25 protein-coding genes are annotated in these 20477 nt (G+C 45.2%); 13 read left to right on the forward strand and 12 right to left on the reverse strand.

What is annotated here, in order from left to right; all coding sequences use genetic code 11:
- Positions 1 to 49: 49 nt before the first annotated feature.
- Positions 50 to 721: a tail fiber protein gene (locus FOT42_RS12005; protein WP_151890820.1), complete on the reverse strand. Its 672-nt coding sequence runs from the start codon at positions 719 to 721 to the stop codon at positions 50 to 52.
- 115 nt (positions 722 to 836) lie between these two features.
- Between FOT42_RS12005 and xerA the strand changes: the two genes are divergently transcribed.
- Entirely contained in the window at positions 837 to 1655 is an 819-nt protein-coding gene (gene xerA, locus FOT42_RS12010) for a site-specific tyrosine recombinase/integron integrase (RefSeq protein WP_192938388.1), read from the forward strand.
- Between the two features lie 114 nt (positions 1656 to 1769).
- Complete coding sequence (locus tag FOT42_RS12015; RefSeq protein WP_151890822.1) at positions 1770 to 2702, forward strand: peptidylprolyl isomerase; 933 nt, start codon at positions 1770 to 1772, stop codon at positions 2700 to 2702.
- Between the two features lie 435 nt (positions 2703 to 3137).
- Here FOT42_RS12015 and FOT42_RS12020 read toward each other — a convergent pair whose 3' ends face one another.
- Positions 3138 to 3332 carry a cold-shock protein gene (locus tag FOT42_RS12020; protein ID WP_072877311.1) on the reverse strand — a complete coding sequence of 65 codons (195 nt, stop codon included), beginning with the start codon at positions 3330 to 3332 and terminating at the stop codon, positions 3138 to 3140.
- A gap of 83 nt (positions 3333 to 3415) precedes the next feature.
- Positions 3416 to 4054 carry a peroxiredoxin gene (locus tag FOT42_RS12025; RefSeq protein WP_151890823.1) on the reverse strand — a complete coding sequence of 213 codons (639 nt, stop codon included), beginning with the start codon at positions 4052 to 4054 and terminating at the stop codon, positions 3416 to 3418.
- Positions 4055 to 4216: 162 nt separating this feature from the next.
- On the opposite strand from FOT42_RS12025, the gene FOT42_RS12030 reads away from it, so the two are divergent.
- Positions 4217 to 4759: a YfiT family bacillithiol transferase gene (locus FOT42_RS12030; RefSeq protein ID WP_151890824.1), complete on the forward strand. Its 543-nt coding sequence runs from the start codon at positions 4217 to 4219 to the stop codon at positions 4757 to 4759.
- Positions 4760 to 4788: 29 nt separating this feature from the next.
- Here the strand turns inward: FOT42_RS12030 and FOT42_RS12035 are convergent, their stop codons facing one another.
- The 3 genes from FOT42_RS12035 to FOT42_RS12045 form a co-directional block, all read right to left on the reverse strand.
- A complete protein-coding gene (locus FOT42_RS12035) occupies positions 4789 to 5349 on the reverse strand; it encodes a thioredoxin family protein (protein ID WP_151890825.1) in 561 nt (186 codons plus the stop codon).
- Between the two features lie 80 nt (positions 5350 to 5429).
- Positions 5430 to 5804, reverse strand: a complete 375-nt coding sequence (locus FOT42_RS12040) for a PUR family DNA/RNA-binding protein (protein ID WP_151890826.1) — start codon at positions 5802 to 5804, stop codon at positions 5430 to 5432.
- A 78-nt stretch (positions 5805 to 5882) separates the two neighbouring features.
- Positions 5883 to 7634: an ABC transporter ATP-binding protein gene (locus FOT42_RS12045; RefSeq protein ID WP_151890827.1), complete on the reverse strand. Its 1752-nt coding sequence runs from the start codon at positions 7632 to 7634 to the stop codon at positions 5883 to 5885.
- A 179-nt stretch (positions 7635 to 7813) separates the two neighbouring features.
- Here FOT42_RS12045 and nusB point away from each other — a divergent pair, with 179 nt between their 5' ends.
- The 4 genes from nusB to FOT42_RS12065 all read left to right on the forward strand — a co-directional run bounded on the left by nusB (position 7814) and on the right by FOT42_RS12065 (position 11023).
- Entirely contained in the window at positions 7814 to 8761 is a 948-nt protein-coding gene (gene nusB, locus FOT42_RS12050; protein WP_151890828.1) for a transcription antitermination factor NusB, read from the forward strand.
- A 38-nt stretch (positions 8762 to 8799) separates the two neighbouring features.
- Positions 8800 to 9276: a DUF1573 domain-containing protein gene (locus FOT42_RS12055; RefSeq protein ID WP_151890829.1), complete on the forward strand. Its 477-nt coding sequence runs from the start codon at positions 8800 to 8802 to the stop codon at positions 9274 to 9276.
- A gap of 13 nt (positions 9277 to 9289) precedes the next feature.
- The gene (yajC, locus tag FOT42_RS12060; protein WP_151890830.1) at positions 9290 to 9583 is read left to right on the forward strand and encodes a preprotein translocase subunit YajC; all 294 of its coding nucleotides are present in this window, start codon (positions 9290 to 9292) and stop codon (positions 9581 to 9583) included.
- Between the two features lie 90 nt (positions 9584 to 9673).
- A complete protein-coding gene (locus tag FOT42_RS12065; RefSeq protein ID WP_151890831.1) occupies positions 9674 to 11023 on the forward strand; it encodes a Gfo/Idh/MocA family protein in 1350 nt (449 codons plus the stop codon).
- Between the two features lie 167 nt (positions 11024 to 11190).
- On the opposite strand, the gene FOT42_RS12070 is transcribed toward FOT42_RS12065, so the two are convergent.
- From FOT42_RS12070 to pepT, 4 genes are all read right to left on the reverse strand, one after another.
- Complete coding sequence (locus FOT42_RS12070; protein ID WP_151890832.1) at positions 11191 to 11568, reverse strand: hypothetical protein; 378 nt, start codon at positions 11566 to 11568, stop codon at positions 11191 to 11193.
- Between the two features lie 161 nt (positions 11569 to 11729).
- Positions 11730 to 12278 carry a DUF7010 family protein gene (locus FOT42_RS12075; protein WP_151890833.1) on the reverse strand — a complete coding sequence of 183 codons (549 nt, stop codon included), beginning with the start codon at positions 12276 to 12278 and terminating at the stop codon, positions 11730 to 11732.
- Between the two features lie 45 nt (positions 12279 to 12323).
- On the reverse strand, positions 12324 to 12914 hold the full coding sequence (locus FOT42_RS12080; protein ID WP_151890834.1) for a YdeI/OmpD-associated family protein: 591 nt from the start codon (positions 12912 to 12914) through the stop codon (positions 12324 to 12326).
- A gap of 1 nt (position 12915) precedes the next feature.
- Positions 12916 to 14145: a peptidase T gene (gene pepT / locus FOT42_RS12085; RefSeq protein WP_151890835.1), complete on the reverse strand. Its 1230-nt coding sequence runs from the start codon at positions 14143 to 14145 to the stop codon at positions 12916 to 12918.
- Between the two features lie 100 nt (positions 14146 to 14245).
- Here pepT and FOT42_RS12090 point away from each other — a divergent pair, with 100 nt between their 5' ends.
- The 5 genes from FOT42_RS12090 to FOT42_RS12110 all read left to right on the forward strand — a co-directional run bounded on the left by FOT42_RS12090 (position 14246) and on the right by FOT42_RS12110 (position 17875).
- Positions 14246 to 14665, forward strand: a complete 420-nt coding sequence (locus FOT42_RS12090) for a hypothetical protein (protein WP_151890836.1) — start codon at positions 14246 to 14248, stop codon at positions 14663 to 14665.
- Positions 14666 to 14720: 55 nt separating this feature from the next.
- Positions 14721 to 15761 (forward strand): quinone-dependent dihydroorotate dehydrogenase, encoded by a 1041-nt coding sequence (locus tag FOT42_RS12095; RefSeq protein ID WP_151890837.1) that lies wholly within the window; start codon positions 14721 to 14723, stop codon positions 15759 to 15761.
- A 5-nt stretch (positions 15762 to 15766) separates the two neighbouring features.
- Positions 15767 to 16423 carry a LysE family translocator gene (locus FOT42_RS12100; RefSeq protein WP_151890838.1) on the forward strand — a complete coding sequence of 219 codons (657 nt, stop codon included), beginning with the start codon at positions 15767 to 15769 and terminating at the stop codon, positions 16421 to 16423.
- A 20-nt stretch (positions 16424 to 16443) separates the two neighbouring features.
- Positions 16444 to 17307, forward strand: coding sequence for a hydroxymethylglutaryl-CoA lyase (locus FOT42_RS12105; protein WP_151890839.1), 864 nt, complete (start codon positions 16444 to 16446; stop codon positions 17305 to 17307).
- Positions 17308 to 17377: 70 nt separating this feature from the next.
- On the forward strand, positions 17378 to 17875 hold the full coding sequence (locus FOT42_RS12110; protein WP_151890840.1) for a hypothetical protein: 498 nt from the start codon (positions 17378 to 17380) through the stop codon (positions 17873 to 17875).
- Between the two features lie 3 nt (positions 17876 to 17878).
- On the opposite strand, the gene FOT42_RS12115 is transcribed toward FOT42_RS12110, so the two are convergent.
- Positions 17879 to 18229: a DUF6686 family protein gene (locus tag FOT42_RS12115; protein ID WP_151890841.1), complete on the reverse strand. Its 351-nt coding sequence runs from the start codon at positions 18227 to 18229 to the stop codon at positions 17879 to 17881.
- Positions 18230 to 18390: 161 nt separating this feature from the next.
- Here FOT42_RS12115 and guaB point away from each other — a divergent pair, with 161 nt between their 5' ends.
- A complete protein-coding gene (gene guaB, locus FOT42_RS12120; protein WP_151890842.1) occupies positions 18391 to 19863 on the forward strand; it encodes an IMP dehydrogenase in 1473 nt (490 codons plus the stop codon).
- 39 nt (positions 19864 to 19902) lie between these two features.
- On the opposite strand, the gene FOT42_RS12125 is transcribed toward guaB, so the two are convergent.
- Positions 19903 to 20418, reverse strand: a complete 516-nt coding sequence (locus FOT42_RS12125) for a thioredoxin family protein (RefSeq protein WP_151890843.1) — start codon at positions 20416 to 20418, stop codon at positions 19903 to 19905.
- Between the last annotated feature and the right edge of the window lie 59 nt (positions 20419 to 20477).

Raw genomic sequence — 20477 nt, forward strand, 5'->3', positions numbered from 1 at the left:
TAAAGAACTGGACTAGGGCTTTTCATAGGATACTTTGTTATAAGCCGTTTTAATTTTTCAATTCGAGTAATTTTTCAATTTGAGCCAATCTTTTCTCTAATAATTTTAGTCTTTCTATTTTTTTTTGTTGAGCAATAGTGTATAGAGTTAATTCCTCAATTTTTTTCAAAAGATTCATGTTCATTTCTGCAAGCATAATCCCATTTTGCTCAAATTCTTTTGCAGATGGTATTTCAGGAAGGTGACCATTTTCAATAATGTATTTTTCTAATTCCTCAATAGTTTTTAGATTATATCCATTTTCAAACACATAATCAGGTGCAGGAACACTAAGATCAATTTTAACTTCTTCGGCATGAATGTTCCCTTTAACTGTTAGTTTCATATCAGGGTTTGTAGTCCCAATTCCAATATATCCGTTTCCTTTAACGACCATTCTAATATCATCTCCATTACCCGTAACAAATAGAATATCTCTTAAAGCTGAAGTTCGAGGTTGTATTACTAGATGACCCAAACCAGCGGATTCTGTAAAAGGATAGAGTAAGTTTGTTCCGTTTTTAGTACTCCAAATCCAAGGGTTATGATGATTGGTAATAAATGATGTTTGCGATCCTCCTCCTCTAGATATTTCAATTGGTGTAGCAACGAAATGTTGGCTATAAATAACGTTGCTGGAGATTATTACAAATAATATTAAAATTGAGACTCTTTTTTTCATAGTAATTTGTTTTTATGGCTTATAACTATTGGATACAAAGAACTTTCCCTATATCCCTTTTGCATTGTCATAAATATAGTACTTTTCCGCAGGAATTAGGTATATTCACATGATCATGTCAGTTCTCGATTTTGTGAAAATATTGGAAGTTAAACGGTATAGTAAGAATACCATAGATAGCTATGCCTCCATCGTGAAAATGGCAAGGCACTTCTTTGGCAAGTCTTTGGACCAGGTGGATGAGACTGAACTCCACCGCTACTTTTACCATATGGTGCACACCAAAAAAGTCTCCTATTCATATCAAAAGCAGATTGCCATGGCCCTCAAGCTCTATTATCGTGAGATGTTCCGACAATCCATAAACCTAGAGCTTTTGTTCCCCAGCAGAAAACCCGGAAAATTGCCCGTCATCATCGCAAAGAGCGACGTGGAAAAGATCATAGAAAAGGCGAACAATGGTAAGCATAAATGCATGATAGCTCTTGTTTACAGTACTGGATTAAGGGTAGGAGAACTCATCGACCTGAAAATCGCCGACATAGATTCCACACGCATGGTCGTCCACATCAAAGCAGCCAAAGGGGGTAAGGATAGGATAGTCCCACTTTCGCACAAGGTGCTGCACATGCTCAGGGATTATTATAGGGAATTTGTGCCAAAGAATTATTTGTTTGAGGGGCAAAAGGGGGGGAAGTACACCTCGTCCAGTTTCAACAAGTTGTTGAAATCGGCGGCAAGGAGGGCAAAGATCGACAAGCATATCACGGCCCATACCCTTCGCCACAGTTATGCTTCCCATTTACTGGAAAAAGGAACGGATATCAGGGTCATCCAAAAACTTTTGGGACACAGTTCCATCAAGACCACCATGATCTACACCCAAGTTTCTGAACCTGCCCTGCTGAACGTCACAAGTCCTTTCGATGATTGAGGGACGGCCCAATTCAGGCAATTCGGCGAGGTATTGCCCCATAAAACCCCTACCTTTGCAACCTTGGAAAAACTCCGGGCATTGAAAATCGATTAATCATCTAATAAAAAAGACATGCAAGACGGAATCTATGCAAAGTTCAATACCCCAAAAGGGGAAATACTGGTGAAACTCACCCATGACAAGACGCCGGGAACGGTCGGCAACTTTGTTGCACTCGCCGAGGGCAACATGGAAAACACGGCAAGGCCCCAGGGCAAGCCCTATTACGACGGATTGAAGTTCCACCGTGTCATAGCCGATTTTATGATACAGGGCGGATGCCCACTGGGCACAGGCACTGGCGACCCCGGCTATAAGTTTGATGACGAGTTCCATCCCGAACTTGTCCACAACGGGCCTGGCGTACTCTCCATGGCCAATGCAGGACCGGGCACCAACGGGAGCCAGTTCTTCATCACCCATGGTCCGACCCCTTGGTTGGACAACAAGCACACCGTTTTCGGTTTTGTGGAGCAGGGTCAGGAAGTGGTGGATGCCATCGCCCAGGGCGACCAAATAGAAAGTCTGGAAATTGTACGGGTGGGCGATGAGGCCCAGAACTGGAACGCCATCGAGGCCTTTAGGGTATTCGAAGGAGCCAGGGAAAAACGTATTGCAGAGGCCAAGGCCAGGGCAGAGGCCGAAATGGAAAAACTCGCCGCAGGTTTTGAAAAGACACCGAGCGGACTCAGGTACAAGATTGTCCAAAAAGGAAACGGGGCCAAGGCCGAGAATGGAAAAATCGTGTCCGTGCACTATGAGGGCAGTCTTTCCAATGGGCAAGTTTTTGATTCCTCTTATAAAAGAAAGCAGCCTATCGACTTTACCTTGGGCATAGGTCAGGTAATCCCAGGTTGGGAAGAAGGTATCGCCTTATTGAGTGTAGGGGACAAGGGGCGTTTTGTGATTCCATCACATTTGGCCTACGGTAGTGCCGGTGCCGGCGGGGTGATTCCCCCGGACGCCACCCTTATCTTCGATGTGGAGTTGATGGCGGTGAAGTAACCGTTACAGCAGTGACAATAATAAAAAAAGCTTCCGAAAAAGGGAGCTTTTTTATTTGGTACGGTTCACACTTACCAGAAGCAGACAAAGGTTTAGGGCAAGCAAAAGAAGCAAAATACTAAAAAAGGTATTCATGGTTATGCTGTTTACTACGTAACAATTGAACGGTAAAATACCCTACCTATTGCCCAGAACCTTGAAATCATTTTTTAGATCCGTTAACGCTGAGCACCAACAAAAGTGCGTTGACGACCAAAAGAAAAGACAATACTCCAAAAAAAGTGTTCATGTATTCATGGTTTAAAGGTTGTGGGGAACTATGTCAATCTCAACCTTTAGATAAGGAAAAATGGAATGGTTGCGTCAAAAAGGGAAGAAAAATAAAAGGCCCGGGCAATTGCCCGGGCCTGATGTATAAAAAAGTGTGCTGGTACCTTAATCTATAACTTGTACGTTAACGGCGTTCAATCCTTTTTTACCTTGCTGTAGTTCGAATTCTACAGCGTCACCTTCTCTGATTTCATCGATTAAACCTGAAACGTGTACAAAGTGATCTGCGTTTGAACCTTCTTCAGTGATAAAGCCATAGCCTTTAGAATCGTTGAAGAATTTTACTGTTCCTTTACTCATAATAAAAATTAAAAAATTAAATCAGGGGCAAAGGTACATTTAATTTCTTGATAATTAGGAATTTTCGCAAATTTATTGAAAAATCAAGCAGAAGGGTCAGGGGTCAGGCGCAGATAGGGCTTTACTTCCTCCACGCCCTTGGTGAATATTCCCTTGGCTTCCTCGGTGGGTATCGCCGGGCTCACCACCACTTTTTGTCCATGTTCCCAATTGGCGGGAGTGGCCACTTTATGGTTGGCGGTCAGTTGCAGGGAGTCCACCACTCGGAGCAGCTCATAAAAATTACGCCCGGTGGATGCAGGGTAGGTCAGTGTCAACTTCACCTTCTTGTCCGGACCGATGATGAACACCGAACGTACGGTAAGGGTGTCGTTGGCATTGGGGTGGATCATGTCGTAAAGGTCGGAAACCTTTCTGTCCTCATCCGCTACAATAGGGAAGTTCACGGTCGTGTGCTGTGTCTCGTTGATGTCCTTGATCCATTCCTTGTGTGAGGCGGCACCATCCACGCTAAGGGCCATCATCTTCACGTTCCTTTTGTCAAATTCATCCTTGAATTTGGCAGCAGTGCCCAGTTCGGTGGTGCAAACAGGCGTAAAATCAGCAGGGTGCGAGAATAAAATGCCCCAACCATCGCCCAGATATTCATAAAAATTAAGGGTTCCTTCAGAGGTCTCTGCCGTAAAGTCGGGAGCGGTATCGCCCAATCTTAGAGTTGCCATATATGTCTTGTTTTTAAGTTGATAAATCAATATCCTACAAATTTAGTAGATAAATCAATGACATCATTTAATTTCAGTTAAAAGTGTATTAAAATTGATTTTTATGCCCCTTTGGAAATGTCACGCTTCTTTTTGCGACCCATTGTTTATTAATTTTATACCATGGAAAACAATCAACTGGAACAACTGCGTTACCCGATCGGGAAATTTGAGGTCCCATCCGCCATCACGAAGGAAAAATTGGAAGAATGGATCAGTATCCTGGAGCACTTGCCCCAGCGTTTGCAGGATTTGGTCACCCCACTTACGGATGATCAATTGGAAACCCCGTACAGGCCCGGCGGGTGGACGGTGAGGCAATTGGTGCACCATATATCCGATAGCCACCACAACAGTTACATTCGGTTCAAATGGGCACTTACCGAAAACAATCCTGTCATAAAACCGTATGACGAAAAAGCCTGGGCCAATCTTTTCGATTCCAAAACGGCGCCCATACAAATGTCCCTGGACCATCTAAGGGCGGTGCATGCCAAATTGGTCTATCTGTTGAAAGGTCTTTCTGAGGATGACCTGCAGCGGAAATTCATCCACCCCGATGGAAATATGGAATCCACTTTGGAAGTGAACATAGGGCGTTATGCTTGGCATAGTAACCACCATTTTGCGCATATTGCCAATTTGGTACAGCGGGAGGGCTGGTAGATTGGGACGGTTACGGAAACTTACTCAAACTATGCTTCTTTCCATTTAATGTTGCAGCCTATACTCGGTTTTTGGTTGGGGTCGATGGTATTGCCCTCCAAAAGTGCATCCATGGCGTCTTTCAGGTCGTTTCCGCTCAATGGAATCCCATTGCCGGGCCTTGAATCGTCCAATTGTCCGCGGTACACCAATTCCAGATCGGCATCGAAGAGATAAAGGTCGGGCGTGCAGGCCGCATCGTAGGCCCTTGCCACTTCTTGGGTCTCATCATACAGGTAGGGAAAGGTGTATCCCTCTTCCTTTGCTTTCTCTTTCATCAAATGAGGGGCATCCTGTGGAAAGTTGACCACATCATTGCTGGAAATAGCGATAAAACCGATTCCCTTGGCCTGATACTCCCGGGCGAGCTCTGAGATTTTGGGGTTGACATGGATTACGAAGGGGCAATGGTTGCAGATGAACATGATCACCGTGCCCTTGTTACCATGTATAGCTTTTAGGGACAGGTTTTTCTCCGAAACGGTGTCCCAAAGTTCAAAATCGGGTGCCTTTGTCCCCAAAGGGAGCATATTGCTGGGTGTCCTTGCCATGTGTGCTGCTTTTTGTGGTATAAAAATAAAAAACGGCCTGCGGAATGGCAGGCCGTTTTCTGTTTTTTTATGGGTGACTCCTAGATGTCGTCAAAATCTACATCGGTGAAACTTTCGGGAGTACTACCGTTTTCGTTTACCGTGGTCTCTTCTTCCTTCTTGAAATCCTTCTGATGGCGTTCGGATATCACTTCCTGTCCCTTTTCATCGATGATGTAATCCATCATCTCATCCATGATCTCCTTGAAGGCAGTAAAGTCTTCCTTGTAGAGATAGATCTTGTGTTTCTTGTAATGGAAGGAACCGTCGTCATGGGTGAACTTTTTGCTTTCGGTGATGGTCAGGTAATAATCACCTGCCTTGGTGCTCCTCACGTCAAAAAAGTAAGTTCTTCTTCCGGCCCTTAAAACTTTCGAGTAAATCTCTTCCTGATCCATTATATCTTTCTCGCCCATATGGTATAGTGTATTTAGAACAATGTTGAATTACACTACCAAAAATGTAAAAAAAATGCTAATTCAGCAAGTTTTTTATCATTCTTTGCCCGAAAGTTGGTTGAGATAGAGTTCCTTATAGTAGCCATCCACAGCGTTCAGCTCTTGGTGGGAGCCCTCCTGTATTATTTTGCCATTGTCCAGCACAATGATCTTGTCGGCATTTTTTGCAGAGGATACCCTATGGCTCACGATGAGGGTGGTCTTGCTCTCCGACACTTTTTTCAGGTTGTTCAGGATTTCTTCCTCGGTCTCGGTGTCCACGGCGGATAGGCAATCGTCGAACAGGTAGATCTGTGGGTTCTTGAGCAATGCCCTGGCAATGGATACCCGTTGTTTCTGCCCCCCGCTCAGGGTAATGCCCCGTTCTCCTAGGATGGTATCGTATTTTTTGGCAAACCCTTCTATGTTCTTGTGCACCACGGCTTTTTTTGCAACGGCCACAATTTCATCATGGGAGGCATTTTCATTGCCGAAGCGTATGTTGTTCTCAATGGTGTCGGAGAAAAGAAAGGCATCTTGCGGAACGGCACCTATGGAATTCCGTAGGCTGTTCAGGTTGAGTTTCTGTACGGGCACCCCATCGATCAATACCTCGCCCGAAGTGACATCGTACAACCGTGCCACCAAATCCAAGATGGTGGATTTTCCCGATCCGGTCTTGCCCAGAATGGCCACTGTCTGTCCGGCCTTTACTTTGAAGGAAATGTCTTTAAGCGCGGTTATGTCGGTGTCCTCATAGGTGAAGGTCACGTTCTTGAACTCAATATCACCATGAATGACCGTGGGTTGGAGCACTTCGTTCTTGATGGAAGGCTCCGCCTTCAAAAATTCGTTGATCCGCTTTTGGGAGGCCTCTGCCGTTTGGATGATGGACGTGAGCCACCCCACAATGGCCACGGGCCAGGTGAGCATGTTCACGTACAGGATGAATTCCGCGATCACCCCAATGGATTCAATGTCGCCGTTAATATATTGTCTGCCACCGATATAGACCACAAAAATATTGCTGATACCGATCAATAAGATCATCAGTGGAAAGAACCAAGCGTTCACTTTGGCAAGGGACATACTGGTGTCCTTCCCTTGATTGGCCAGTACCCTAAGCTCCGCATTGATTCGGGGCTCTATGCCATAGGCCTTGATCACCGAAATCCCGGAAAAGGATTCTTGGGTAAACGTGGACAATGTGGACAGGAATTCCTGCACCTTGGTGCTGCGCTTGTGGATCACCTTGCTGATCTGATAGATCAAAACCGACAAGATGGGCAAAGGCAATAGGGTATAGGCCGCCAAGGTGGGCGCTTTTATGAACATCAATGGCACAAGACAGACAAAAAGGGTGAGTGTCTGGATGCCATACATGATCGCAGGTCCGGCATACATCCGCACTTGGTTGATGTCCTCGCTGATGCGGTTCATCAGGTCGCCTATCCTATTTTTTTTGTAGAAATTGAGACTGAGCAATTGGTAATGGTCAAAGACCTCGTTCTTCAGGTCGTATTCGATATAACGCGATACATTGATGATGGTTTGTCGCATCAAAAAAGTGAAAAGGGCGGAGAGCAGGGCCGCTCCCACAATGACCAGGATGTATTGCAACAGCATGCCCTTGGCCTCGGAAAGGGAAATGGTGTCCGCCATAAACTCCTCCACGGCCTGAATGGACTTGTTCACATAGGAGGGCATGATCAGGGAAAAAATACGGGCTATAATGGTGATCAGCACCCCGATCAGCAACTTGAACCAGTATTTTTTAAAGTATTTGTTAAGGTGTTTTAGCTCCTTCATAAAAGGGAAAGACGGTTTTTGATTGTCAATGCAACGGGACAATCAAGCAAATATATGGCATAGCATACAAACAAAATGTTATAAAACTGATAAGAAAGCAACTTTGGTAGGTAAGATTGAAATATAAGGTTACTTTTGTGGCGTGAAAGCCAATCAACGACTTTAAAAGTTCTTTACAAATGCTCACCAGAAGGCATATCAGAGTAAAAGTGATGCAGTGTATCTATGCACTGATCCAGTCCAAGGACGATTCCTTGGTGAAGCAGGAAAAATTCCTAAGAATGAGCATAGAAAACATGTACGTGCTCTACCTCCTTATTTTGAGCCTTTTGGCCGAACTGCACCGAATGGCCGAAAAACACGTGGGACATGCATCCAAAAAGTATGTGGCCACTGAGGAGGACAACTACCCCGATCGGGAAAAATTCACAAAGAACCGCTTGTTGCTCCAAATAGCGAACAATGCCTCCCTAAAGAACGAACTCTCCAAGAGAAAACTGAACAATTGGTACTTGAACGAGGAGTATATCAAAATCCTCTACAAGGAAATTGTGGCGAGCGATATTTACAAGGAGTATATGACCAATGCGAAGGACAGTTATGAGAACGATCGTGACGTGATCATCCAACTGTTCAAGGAAATAATTGCCCCCAACGAAAAGATCTACGAATACTTCGAGGACGATAAACTTACATGGGTCGATGATTTTCCCATTGTGAACACCTACCTGGTAAAACGATTGAAGAAAGCCACCGAAAATTCGGGCGACAAGTTCTTTTTGCCCGCCCTGCTCAAGGACGCCCAGGACATGGATTATGCCAATGACCTCTTGACGAAGACCTTGCTCAATGATGCCAAATGGGAAAAAGAGATAGAGGGGAAGACCCCCAACTGGGACAACGACCGGATAGCGGAGATCGACTCCATCATCCTGAAAATGGCCATCTGTGAGCTGCTGAATTTCCCATCCATTCCAGAAAAAGTGACCTTGAACGAGTATTTGGAAATAGCCAAGGAATATTCGACACCCAAGAGCAGCATCTTCATTAACGGGGTTCTGGACAAACTTGCCAAGGAATACAAAACAGAGGGCAGATTGCAAAAAATAGGAAGAGGGCTGCAATAAACAATAATTGATTATTTTTGGGAAAACAAATTTTTATCATGAAAAGAATAACAACACTTTTTAGCTTGGTCTTCGCTATGGCCCTGGTGGGTGTTTCCTGCAAGGACAAGGCCTCCAACAAAATAGTTGCGGACAATGTTGAGAATGCCACTTCCAGGGACGAGGCACAAAAATTGGTTCCGGTAATGACTTTTGAAAAGTCTGAGCATGATTTCGGAACCATTGAGCAAGGAACCCCCCAAGAAACCATCTTCAAGTTCACCAACACGGGCAATGCCCCTTTGATCATCACCGATGCAAAGAGCAGCTGCGGATGTACTGTCCCCGATCCACCTAAAGAACCTATTGCTCCTGGAGAAACAGGCGAGCTTTTGGTGAAGTTCAATGGATCTGGACAAAACCAAGTGACCAAGACCATCACGGTCACTGCCAATACGGCCAAGGGTTCAGAGATCTTGAGGATCAAAGCATTTGTTAATCCTAAGAACGCAGTGCCCGCCGGCCCTGTGAAATAAGTAAAATACCTAAATGGAAAACTTACAACAGTTTTTGCCCCTGATATTGATTTTTGGTGTGGCCTATTTCTTTATGATCCGCCCACAGATCAAACGTCAGAAGGATGAGAAAAAATTTACCACGGAGCTGAAAAAAGGTGATAAGATCATCACCAAAAGTGGGCTTCACGGCAAGATCGTGGAATTGAACGACAAGGATTTTTCCTGTGTCATCGAAACCATGGCCGGCCGCCTAAAGTTTGACCGATCGGCCATTTCCATGGAAATGAGCAAGAAGTTGAACGTTACTCCAGAAAGTAAGGCATAGTCAAAAGACGCACCTTTTACCAATAACCGTCCCTCGGAAATTTCATTTTCGAGGGACGTTTTTTTGTACCTTATCCCAAATTTGAAAAAAATGGGTACACGCAGACAATTTGTAAAAAGAAGCACATTGGGTATGGCCGGATTGGGCACTTCGTTTCTGTTTCCCGCGGAAATGTTGGCAACCATACGAAGAACCATAAGCCCGAACGATAAGATACAGGTAGGGCTCATCGGCTGCAAAGGCATGGGTTTCACGGATTTATTGTCCCTCTTGAAAAACAGTGAGGTAGAAGTGGTGGCCCTTTGTGATGTCGATGAAAATGTGCTCGCGCAAAGAACGGCAGACCTTGAAAAAGGGGGCATCAAAAAACCAAAGTGGTATACCGATTACCGCAAAATGTTGGAGGACAAGGATGTGGACATGGTGATCATCGGTACGCCCGACCATTGGCATTGCCTGCAACTCACCGATGCCATTGATGCAGGAAAAGATGCCTACTGCGAAAAACCCATTGCCAATTCCGTGGCCGAATGCGAGGCCATGTTGGCCAAGGTGGATGCCAGTGACCGCATGGTACAGATAGGCCAGTGGCAGCGGAGCCAGCCCCATTTTGTGGATGCGATAAACTATGTACACTCTGGGAAGCTGGGACAGATACGATTGGCGAAGACCTGGGCCTATCAAGGATGGATGAAGCCTGTTCCCGTGCAGCCCAACGGAACCGCACCTAAAGGTGTTGATTACCAAATGTGGCTCGGACCGGCACTGGACCGACCTTTTAATGAAAATCGGTTCCATTTCAATTTCAGGTGGTTTTGGGACTACGCAGGCGGACTGATGACCGATTGGGGCGTGCACCTCATTGACTATGCGCTCTATGGCATGAAAGCCTCGTTGCCTAAATCAGTGATGGCCATGGGCGGTAAGTTCGCTTACCCCGATGATGCTTCCGAAACTCCCGACACCCTCCAGACCGTTTATGAATTTGATGGTTTTTCCCTGTTGTGGGAACACGCCACCGGCATTGATGGCGGAAATTATGGACGGAACCACGGTATCGCCTTTATCGGGAACAATGGGACTCTGGTGCTGGACCGTGGGGGCTGGGAAGTGATCCCCGAACGCAACAGACCTGATTGGAGCCAAGACCTTGGCCCCAAAATAGAAGCGGTTCCCCTACAGCAGGTGGATGCCAACGGATTGGACCTGCATACCATCAACTTTCTCGATGCCGTGAAAAAAAGGGACAAGACCCTCTTGAACGCTCCCATCAAAATTGGCTATGATGCCGCCATGGTGAGCCACATGGGCAACATTGCTTACAAAACCGGCGACCGACTGTTTTGGGATGCCGAAAAAGGGAAGTTCAACCATGCCGAAGCCGATGTCCTTTTGACCAAGGAGTACCACAATGGGTGGGAGTTTCCGAAGATGGGGTAGGCTATACTTTTTGAAATAAAGGAGTTTTTTTAAGAGGACACTTATCGGTTTTTTTGTAAGCCTCAGTAGAGTACTTTCTGCTGATGTATCTGATTCAGTTATTATTGTGCTTAAACACATTTTTAGACACAGTTTTTTATTTCAGTCGATTTTATTCAATTCCAACTTTATATTTTTTCAACCAAAAAGTCTTTAAATAAAGTATGGTCATTAAATTCAAACGTGTTTTTTTTAATGGTTTCAGAATTTGGTGATCGGTTGTAATTGTTCTTTATCACCCAATATTTAAATTCCGATTCCACTCTTTTATTTCCAGATTTTACTATAATCCATTCAGAATTATGAGATATTTCCAATACTGTCATAGGAACTATTTCTGTTCCTGTATTTGCACATTTTTCTTTTTTGTATAAAATTCGTCTGTCCACATTATCATATTCCGATGGATAGATATTATTCCCGAGATGATTTTCATTCGTTCCGAAACAACAGGAATTCAGCACAATTAAAAAGGTCAAATTGTAAAATATTAATCTCTTTTTCATTTGTTGCTCAAATTATCCCTGTCGGCAACAGGAATAAGGTTAATGGGTTTTTGCTTAAAACTCCAATTGAAATTTACGAATGCACCATGTGATTGACGGATGCCCAAATAGCGATAGGAAACGGACCATCAAAATGGGAGTGGTTTCAAAAATGAAGCAAACTATGCTTTCTTTCGGTTCCTTAGGATGATGATGGTGAGGATATAGATCAAAACAATCGCAAAGGGAATGGTGATAAACCGAAGTTCAGGAAACAGGTACCATAGCACAAGCACCAAAACGGTCCTCGTCAGTGCATGGAACATTCCGACCCAATGGTTGATCATCCACGAAAACGGCAACCACATCAGCCCGGACAGAATACCTACGGTTAGTGGCAGGGAAGTGTAGTCCTCAAGGAAAAATGGAATCGCGATGGAATAGACCAAGACCGCTTGCCCGACCGTGTAAAAGAAGAGGGTGTCAAACTCATTTTTGGGTTTCTGCTTATCGAGGAAATCCTCCCCGGTAAATTTGGAAATGAACATCCCCAGATAGACAATGCAGCCCGTTGCAATGAACAGCACCCAAACCGTGGTCTGATCAGGAAATAGCATACCGGAAATTCCAACCAGTGTCCAAGCTATCAGACCTGCCAAGGGTGTGGCCAGAAACTTTCCATTTTTAAATTCGGTTCGTTGTTCTTCGAGGGTTCTTTTGATGGGTTCCATGGATTTTGGTGTTTCAATTATGATTTAAATTGGCTACAGTGCAGATCATCGATACCCATCATTCAACCCAACCCCTTTTTCGATGAGGGGAAGAATTTTCTCCAACCTACGCAATTTGGTGGCTTCCTGCTTGGCTTCGGTGATGTATTCGCAGAACTCCTTTTGTTTATATGGGGTGAATTTTTCAAAACTGGATTGTAAGGCCTTATTCCGGTCCAATGCAGCTTGCAACTGTTCAGGAATGAGCACTTTCGAAGTTTTCCCCGCTTTTACCTCCAATCCTTTTTCTTGATTTTCCAGACTTTCCAGCATATAGGCAAACACCCCTTTTTCATCCAGTTCCTCCATGGAGTTGAATTTCCAATGCCGCATGCCCTTGGTTTTTCCCTCTTGGGCATTTTCCAATACCTTTTTGGGGTCTTTCAAGAACACACCATTAAAAAACCAAACCCCAAAATAGGATTTGAACTTGCAGATGCCGAACACATTCTTGCCGCTCAAGGTATAGACAGGGATGCTCCATTTAAAATTCTCCTCTGCCCCGGATTGCAGGGCCAACTCCCGTAGACGAGCTATGCCATCCTTAAAAGGATGCTCTTTTTCATAATAGGTTTCCAGTTTTTTGGCCTTTTCCATCCTATTTGATTTGACGGGCAGTGAGTTCACACACCTTTACAATCACCTCGACAGCTTTTTGCATGCTTTCCAAAGGAACATACTCATACTTTCCATGGAAATTATGTCCGCCTGCAAAGATATTGGGGCAGGGCAGCCCCATAAAGCTCAGTTGGGATCCATCTGTACCACCTCGGATCGGTTTGATGATGGGCTCAATGCCCACCGACTTCATGGCCTCTTCGGCAATCTCCACTATATGAAAAACGGGCTCTACCTTTTCACGCATGTTGCGGTATTGGTCCTCAATGACCAAATCCACATAATCGCCATGCTTCTGGTTGAGCTTGTCCACAACTTCCTTCAATAATTCCTTTCGGGCCTCAAAATGGACGGCATCATGGTCACGGATGATGAGCTCGATTTCGGCTTTTTCAATTTCCCCTTTGATCTTGTGCACATGGAAAAAACCTTCCATGCCCGTGGTGTGTTCGGGAACCTCGCGTACGGGTAGCAGACTCATAAATTCATTGGCAATGCCGATGGCGTTCACCATCTTGTTCTTCGCATAGCCTGGGTGCACACTTTTGCCCGTAAAAGTGATATTGGCCTTGGCCGCATTGAAGTTTTCGTACTCCAGTTCGCCAATTTGGCTCCCATCCATGGTATAGGCCCAGTCGGCCCCGAATTTTTTCACATCGAATTTATGTGCTCCCCTGCCAATTTCTTCATCGGGCGTAAAGGCGATACGGATCTTGCCATGTTTGATTTCAGGATGCTGCACCAAATATTCCATGGCCGTGACAATTTCGGCCACTCCCGCCTTATCATCGGCACCCAAAAGGGTAGTGCCATCGGTGGTGATCAAGGTCTGGCCTTCGTATTGCAACAGATCTTCGAAATAATCGGGAGACAGTACTATGTTCTTTGACTTATTCAGCACAATGTCCTTGCCATCATAATTTTCAATGACCTGCGGTTTTACATTTTTCCCTGAAAAGTCTGGGGAGGTGTCCATATGGGAAATAAAGCCGATGGTAGGTACTTTTTTGTCCACATTGCTGGGCAAAGTGGCCATGATATAGGCATTTTCATCGATGGAAACCTCTTGCAAACCAATTTGATGCAGTTCCATGACCAGTTTTTTGGCCAGGTTCCATTGTTTCTCAGTGCTCGGAGTGGTTTTGGAGTAAGGGTCACTCTGGGTGTCCGTGGTCACATACTCAAGAAATCGGGGCAATAGTTTTTCCATAGCAGGGATTTCACCAAAAATAACGCATATTCGAGGGTTAAATTAAAAAACAAATGGTTTAAAAAAGTATCTTTCCCGAACTTTTAAAAACCAGCTTTCATTGAAAAGGGTGATTTTTTATCTTTTTTTGATATCGGGTCTTTATGGGTCGGCCCAGATGGATTGTATTTTGGGTGTAGGTGGACCTGACGGAGACACCATGGTCCAAGTTTTCCAGTTGAACGAGGAGCAGCAGGAAAAGCTCAAAAGTTGGGCGGCCGAACTGAAGGTGCGGAATGATATTTTGAGGGAAAAGGCCGAATATTTGATGAAAAAGAACGAGAACAGTACCCCTGAAGTCTTGTTGGAAGTCTCCAAGCAGTACAGGGCCATCCAGGATAGCATGTTCCTGAACGTGCGCATGATGGACAAAAGGTTGCTGACCATTTTCAATGACAAGCAATACCAGCGCTACTTGGGCTTCTGCAACGAGCTTGCCTTGCGTCCTATCCATGTAAACAGGTCGATTGACGAAAAATAGTCGAATAGCAGAAAACTTTTTTAAGAGTTTTTATTTTTGTCCAAACCAATTTTGAATGTACAAAATCCTCATCCGACCGGTACTTTTTTTATTTGATGCAGAAACGGCCCACCACTTCACATTTGGGGCGATTGGGGTTTTTTCAAAACTGGGACTCAACCGGTTCTTCCGAAAATCATTTGTGCTGGACGACCCCAAGCTGGAGCGAGAGGTGTTTGGTGTAAAGTTCAAGAACCCAGTGGGTTTAGCGGCTGGTTTTGACAAGGATGCCAGACGGTACAACGAATTTTCCGATTTTGGTTTTGGATTTGTGGAAATCGGTACAGTGACCCCCAAGCCGCAAGACGGGAATCCCAAAAAGCGGTTGTTTCGTTTGTTGGCGGACAAGGCCATCATCAACCGGATGGGTTTTAACAACAAAGGGGTTTTTGAGGCCGTAGAGCAATTGAAAAAAAAACATCGTGTCATCATAGGAGGCAACATTGGCAAAAACAAGGTGACCCCAAATGAGGATGCCATAAAGGACTACCTGATCTGTTTTGAGGCACTTTTTGAACATGTGGACTATTTTGTGGTGAATGTGAGTTCGCCCAACACCCCCGGGCTTCGTGAACTTCAGGACAAAGCACCGCTGACAGATCTCTTGAAAAAGCTGAAACGGCAGAACAGCAAACAGGCCAAAAAACTGGTACAGAAGGAAAAACCCATCTTGCTCAAGATTGCGCCGGACCTTACCGACGACCAACTTTTAGATATCATCGACATTGTAAGGATTACTGAGATCGATGGGGTGATCGCCACCAATACGACTATCGAAAGAAAGGGATTGAAGTCGCATTTGATCCTATCCGAAGAACAAGGCGGGCTCAGCGGTAAACCTTTGGGCAACAGGAGCACCGAGGTCATCCGCTTTTTATCCGAAAAGAGCAACAAGGCCTTCCCGATCATTGGGGTGGGCGGTATCCATTCGCCTGAGGATGCTCTGGAAAAATTGGATGCGGGTGCCGATCTCATACAATTGTACACCGGTTTCATTTATGAGGGTCCCGGTCTTGTCAAGAAAATCAACAAGGCCATTTTGGAGCGGACTACCTAAAACCCATGCACAGCTTACTTTTATTTAGCGGAGAGACCATAAACTATCCCATCCTTATTGGGTTTGTGCTATCTTCTTCCGCTTTGGCCATTTCCCCTGGGCCTGATAATATTTTTGTGCTTACCCAAAGTATTTCAAATGGGGTCAGGGCAGGACTGGCAACCGTTTTAGGGTTGGTGAGCGGCTGTTTGGTGCACACCACATTGTTGGCCTTCGGGGTTTCGGAGATCATCAAACGTAGTGATGCCCTCTTTTTTGGCATAAAGCTGTTTGGGGCGATTTACCTGTTCTATCTGGCCTATAAAGTTTTCAAAAGTGATGGTGATATCCTATTGGAGGACAAAAAAGCGGCCAAAAGTCCAAAGAATCTCTTTTGGAGGGGTTTTACAATGAACGTGCTCAACCCCAAGGTGACGATTTTCTTTCTGGCCTTTTTTCCTGGATTCCTCTTCAGTACGGAATTGGACCCAGTGGTGCAGTTTTATGTGCTGGGTCTCCTGTTCATGCTGTCCGCCCTCATCATTTTTGGGGCCATTGCCCTGTTGGCCGGAAGTATTTCCAATTATTTAAAAGGCTATAACAAGGTCGGGTTTTACCTAAAATGGGTACAGATCATCGTTTTTTCCGGCATTGCCGTTTACCTCTTGCTATCGGATAAATAGTGCTATTTTTACGGGAGCCTATGTCAAAGATCAAACTCATAGAATGTCCGAGGGACGCCATGCAGGGTATAAAGACCTTCATTCCCACCAAGGAAAAGGTGAAGTATATCCAATCCTTGCTGGGTTGCGGTTTTGACACCATTGATTTTGGCAGTTTTGTGTCGCCCAAGGCCATTCCGCAAATGCAGGACACGGCCGAGGTATTGGCCCAGTTGGACCTCACGCGGACCAAAAGTAAACTTCTGGCCATTGTTGCCAATGTTCGGGGAGCAGAGGATGCCTGTCAGCATGGCCCGATAGACTATTTGGGTTTTCCGTTCTCCATTTCTGAAAACTTTCAGATGCGGAACACCCATAAGACTATTGCGCAGTCCGTGGAAACCTTGAAGGAAATACTGGACCTTGCCCGTACCCACGACAAAAAAGTGGTCACCTATATCTCCATGGGGTTCGGGAACCCGTATGGGGACCCTTGGGATGTGGAAATCGTGGGGGAGTGGACCGAACGGTTGGCAGCCATGGGGACCAGCATTCTTTCCCTCTCGGATACCATTGGAAGTTCTACCCCGGAAGTGATCGATTATCTTTTTTCCAATTTGATCCCCAAATATCCGGATATTGAATTTGGGGCGCACCTGCACACCACGCCTACCCAATGGCATGAGAAAGTGGATGCCGCATACAAGGCTGGATGCCGCCGTTTTGATGGTGCGATACAGGGGTTTGGAGGCTGTCCCATGGCCAAGGATGAACTCACAGGGAACATGCCCACCGAAAAAATGTTGTCTTACTTTACTGCAGAAAAAGCTGATGCCGGAGTGAATTGGATGGTTTTTGAGGCTGCGTTCAACAAGGCTACGGAGCTATTCTCTGTGTATCATTGAGGGCACTGCCCTGCGTTCATCTTTTTATTCAGTCTAAATCAATATATTTGGGCAGCTAATACGCACCACAATGACATACAATGGTCTGCTGGCGACTTTTCCCAAAGAAATCCGATTTTTCATAGCCACTTTTGTGGTGATACTTTCCGTTGGGTTCTTCACGGGCCTACTGTTCATCAAAGAGACAGAATCCACCACACCGGCAGGAATAGAGGAAAACTACTTGGGCAACGAGGATGATGAAGAGGCCACCGAGATGAAGTTCAAGAAAGGGGATAGGGAAATGCTCACCATTGTGCACACCCATATCCTTTCCATGTCATTGATTTTTTTCTTGCTGGGCGGGTTGGTATGGATCTCCAAAGCACCCAAAAAGTGGAAACTTTTGCTGACCATAGAGCCTTTTCTTTCGGTCATCTTGACCTTCGGGGGAATTTATCTGATGTGGATCGGGATCAGTTGGTTCAAGTATGTGGTGATTTTTTCGGGGACATTGATGACCCTAAGCTTTACAGGGGCAGCCTGTTTGGTCCTTTGGCAATGCTTAAAACCACCAAAGGTGGAATAGGGGTCAGTTTTCTATAAATTGATAATCAATATCCTGATAATCCAATAGTTCAATTTTGGTCTTTTCATAGCAAAGCAGGTTCATGATTTCATGGACTTCTTCCCGGTTCACCAAAATGATGAAATGTTTTTTCCCCACTGAAATGGGAATTCTGCGTTGATGTGCCCAATGCTTCAGATGGCTTTCCCAATAGGCAATGTCCAGTTGGCCAATGTATTCCTTCAAGGCCTCAAGTTCCCATTCATACAGCTCAAAGCACAGGTTGTTGAAAATCAATTGGAACAGTTTGCTATGGTTGCAAAAGGTCAATATTCCATTTTTGGAACGGCTCAAAGTATTCAAGGATCTGCACATAAATTCTTGTATTGGACCATAAAGATAATAATTATTTATATTAAGTCTAAATAAGTATAATTGGATTGAAATTTCTGGGCCAAAAAAAATGTCTGAGACAGCAAGAGGGTGTATTCAATAAAAATAGTGGTATATTTGCACGCAATTAATCCGTAATTGCAATGGAAGCCCACCTAAACAAAATTGTCGGCGAAGGACTTACTTATGATGACGTTCTTCTTGTGCCCGCTTATTCCGAAGTACTTCCCCGGGAAGTCAATATCCAGTCAAAATTCACCAAGAACATCACCATCAATGTGCCCATTGTTTCTGCGGCCATGGACACGGTGACCGAATCACGAATGGCTATTGCGATGGCTAGGGAGGGTGGTATCGGTGTGCTCCATAAAAATATGACCATTGAGCAACAAGCGCTCAAGGTGAGAAAAGTGAAGAGGGCGGAGAGCGGCATGATTATGGATCCTGTGACCCTTCCTTTGGAATCCAAGGTCCGAGATGCCAAGGCAAGCATGAAAGAGCACAGTATCGGCGGAATTCCGATTGTGGACGGAAACAAAAAATTGTTGGGGATTGTCACTAACCGTGACCTTCGTTTTGAAAAGAACAATGATCGTCCCATAGCAGAGGTCATGACCTCCGAAAATTTGGTCACAGTTGCAGAAGGAACCTCTTTGGAACAGGCCGAAGTGATTCTTCAAGAAAACAAGATTGAAAAACTTCCCGTGGTCAATGATAAGGACGAACTTATCGGTTTGATCACATTCAGGGACATTACCAAGCTTACCCAAAAACCCATTGCGAACAAGGATCAGTACGGTCGGTTGCGTGTCGCTGCTGCCATTGGTGTTACCGCTGATGCCGTGGACAGGGCAGGGGCCTTGGTCAATGCAGGTGTCGACGCCATCATCATCGATACGGCCCATGGGCACACCAAAGGTGTGATCGGTATTTTGAAAGAGGTAAAAAGGACATATCCCGAACTTGAGGTGGTCGTGGGCAACATTGCCACCGCAGAAGCGGCCAAATATTTGGTGGAAGCTGGGGCAGATGCCGTAAAAGTAGGGATTGGGCCAGGTTCCATTTGTACCACCCGAGTGGTGGCCGGGGTCGGTTTTCCACAGTTTTCCGCGGTATTGGAAGTGGCTGCGGCCATAAAAGGCAGTGGCGTTCCCGTGATTGCCGATGGAGGAATCCGTTATACGGGTGATATTCCCAAGGCCATTGCTGCCGGAGCTGACACGGTCATGTTGGGCTCGTTGTTGGCAGGCACCAAGGAATCCCCAGGGGAGACCATTATTTATGAAGGCCGAAAATTCAAATCCTATCGCGGTATGGGTTCTGTGGAAGCCATGAAAGAGGGCAGTAAGGACCGTTATTTCCAAGATGTGGAGGACGATATCAAGAAACTGGTGCCGGAAGGCATTGTGGGACGTGTACCCTATAAAGGTGACCTATACGAGAGCATGCACCAATTTATTGGTGGATTGAGGGCCGGAATGGGGTATTGTGGGGCCAAGGACATTGACGACCTGAAGGAGAAAGGACGGTTTGTCAAAATCACCTCAAGCGGTATCCACGAGAGCCACCCACATGATGTGACCATCACCAACGAAAGTCCTAATTATAGTCGGTAAAGGGTTAGTAAAGTGAAATGCTGGGAAAAGGGAACGTCCTTATTTTCCGGCATAGGTCTGCCAATCTTTGTCCTTGTAGATATTGTCGCCAAAATAGCGGGCAATCTGCATAAAAGGCTCCACTTTTTGGTAACCGGGCACAGGGGAGAGCATGTTTCGTTGCTCATCCAAGAAAACTACGGTAGGATAACTCAGTTTGCCCTGTAGCAGTGCTGCGGCCAATTCATGGTAGCCTTTTCGGCCCGAAGGAACGAACTTAAAGGTTTTTCCTTGGTATTCGATAGGGTCTTTGCCCTCAGCGTCCAATTTAACCATGTAGAAGTTGTCCTGCATGTATTTGGAGACTTCAGGATGTTGAAAAGTGTCCTTGTCCATTTTTTTGCACCATCCGCACCAATCGGTATATACATCGATGAATATCTTTTTGGGTTTGGCATCTGTCTGGGACAATTGCACTGCTTCATCCCAAGAAATCCATTTAATGTCTTGAGCATGGGACTGAAAACCCATCAATAGAAGAAAAAACAAGCTGATTTGGGTAAAAGTAGCGCGCATAATTTCTGTTTTTGGAACTTTTGTCGTTCCATCCATACAAAAATAACGAAAATTGTGCC

Source organism: Flagellimonas hadalis (genome assembly GCF_007785775.2).
Taxonomy (GTDB): domain Bacteria; phylum Bacteroidota; class Bacteroidia; order Flavobacteriales; family Flavobacteriaceae; genus Flagellimonas; species Flagellimonas hadalis.

Excerpts from the sequence above, each read along its gene's own strand:
- FOT42_RS12005 (WP_151890820.1), bottom strand. The coding sequence starts at position 721 with ATGAAAAAAAGAGTCTCAATTTTAATATTATTTGTAATAATCTCCAGC.
- xerA (WP_192938388.1), top strand. The coding sequence starts at position 837 with ATGTCAGTTCTCGATTTTGTGAAAATATTGGAAGTTAAACGGTATAGT.
- FOT42_RS12015 (WP_151890822.1), top strand. The coding sequence starts at position 1,770 with ATGCAAGACGGAATCTATGCAAAGTTCAATACCCCAAAAGGGGAAATA.
- FOT42_RS12020 (WP_072877311.1), bottom strand. The coding sequence starts at position 3,332 with ATGAGTAAAGGAACAGTAAAATTCTTCAACGATTCTAAAGGCTATGGC.
- FOT42_RS12025 (WP_151890823.1), bottom strand. The coding sequence starts at position 4,054 with ATGGCAACTCTAAGATTGGGCGATACCGCTCCCGACTTTACGGCAGAG.
- FOT42_RS12030 (WP_151890824.1), top strand. The coding sequence starts at position 4,217 with ATGGAAAACAATCAACTGGAACAACTGCGTTACCCGATCGGGAAATTT.
- FOT42_RS12035 (WP_151890825.1), bottom strand. The coding sequence starts at position 5,349 with ATGGCAAGGACACCCAGCAATATGCTCCCTTTGGGGACAAAGGCACCC.
- FOT42_RS12040 (WP_151890826.1), bottom strand. The coding sequence starts at position 5,804 with ATGGGCGAGAAAGATATAATGGATCAGGAAGAGATTTACTCGAAAGTT.
- FOT42_RS12045 (WP_151890827.1), bottom strand. The coding sequence starts at position 7,634 with ATGAAGGAGCTAAAACACCTTAACAAATACTTTAAAAAATACTGGTTC.
- nusB (WP_151890828.1), top strand. The coding sequence starts at position 7,814 with ATGCTCACCAGAAGGCATATCAGAGTAAAAGTGATGCAGTGTATCTAT.
- FOT42_RS12055 (WP_151890829.1), top strand. The coding sequence starts at position 8,800 with ATGAAAAGAATAACAACACTTTTTAGCTTGGTCTTCGCTATGGCCCTG.
- yajC (WP_151890830.1), top strand. The coding sequence starts at position 9,290 with ATGGAAAACTTACAACAGTTTTTGCCCCTGATATTGATTTTTGGTGTG.
- FOT42_RS12065 (WP_151890831.1), top strand. The coding sequence starts at position 9,674 with ATGGGTACACGCAGACAATTTGTAAAAAGAAGCACATTGGGTATGGCC.
- FOT42_RS12070 (WP_151890832.1), bottom strand. The coding sequence starts at position 11,568 with ATGAAAAAGAGATTAATATTTTACAATTTGACCTTTTTAATTGTGCTG.
- FOT42_RS12075 (WP_151890833.1), bottom strand. The coding sequence starts at position 12,278 with ATGGAACCCATCAAAAGAACCCTCGAAGAACAACGAACCGAATTTAAA.
- FOT42_RS12080 (WP_151890834.1), bottom strand. The coding sequence starts at position 12,914 with ATGGAAAAGGCCAAAAAACTGGAAACCTATTATGAAAAAGAGCATCCT.
- pepT (WP_151890835.1), bottom strand. The coding sequence starts at position 14,145 with ATGGAAAAACTATTGCCCCGATTTCTTGAGTATGTGACCACGGACACC.
- FOT42_RS12095 (WP_151890837.1), top strand. The coding sequence starts at position 14,721 with ATGTACAAAATCCTCATCCGACCGGTACTTTTTTTATTTGATGCAGAA.
- FOT42_RS12100 (WP_151890838.1), top strand. The coding sequence starts at position 15,767 with ATGCACAGCTTACTTTTATTTAGCGGAGAGACCATAAACTATCCCATC.
- FOT42_RS12105 (WP_151890839.1), top strand. The coding sequence starts at position 16,444 with ATGTCAAAGATCAAACTCATAGAATGTCCGAGGGACGCCATGCAGGGT.
- FOT42_RS12110 (WP_151890840.1), top strand. The coding sequence starts at position 17,378 with ATGACATACAATGGTCTGCTGGCGACTTTTCCCAAAGAAATCCGATTT.
- FOT42_RS12115 (WP_151890841.1), bottom strand. The coding sequence starts at position 18,229 with ATGTGCAGATCCTTGAATACTTTGAGCCGTTCCAAAAATGGAATATTG.
- guaB (WP_151890842.1), top strand. The coding sequence starts at position 18,391 with ATGGAAGCCCACCTAAACAAAATTGTCGGCGAAGGACTTACTTATGAT.
- FOT42_RS12125 (WP_151890843.1), bottom strand. The coding sequence starts at position 20,418 with ATGCGCGCTACTTTTACCCAAATCAGCTTGTTTTTTCTTCTATTGATG.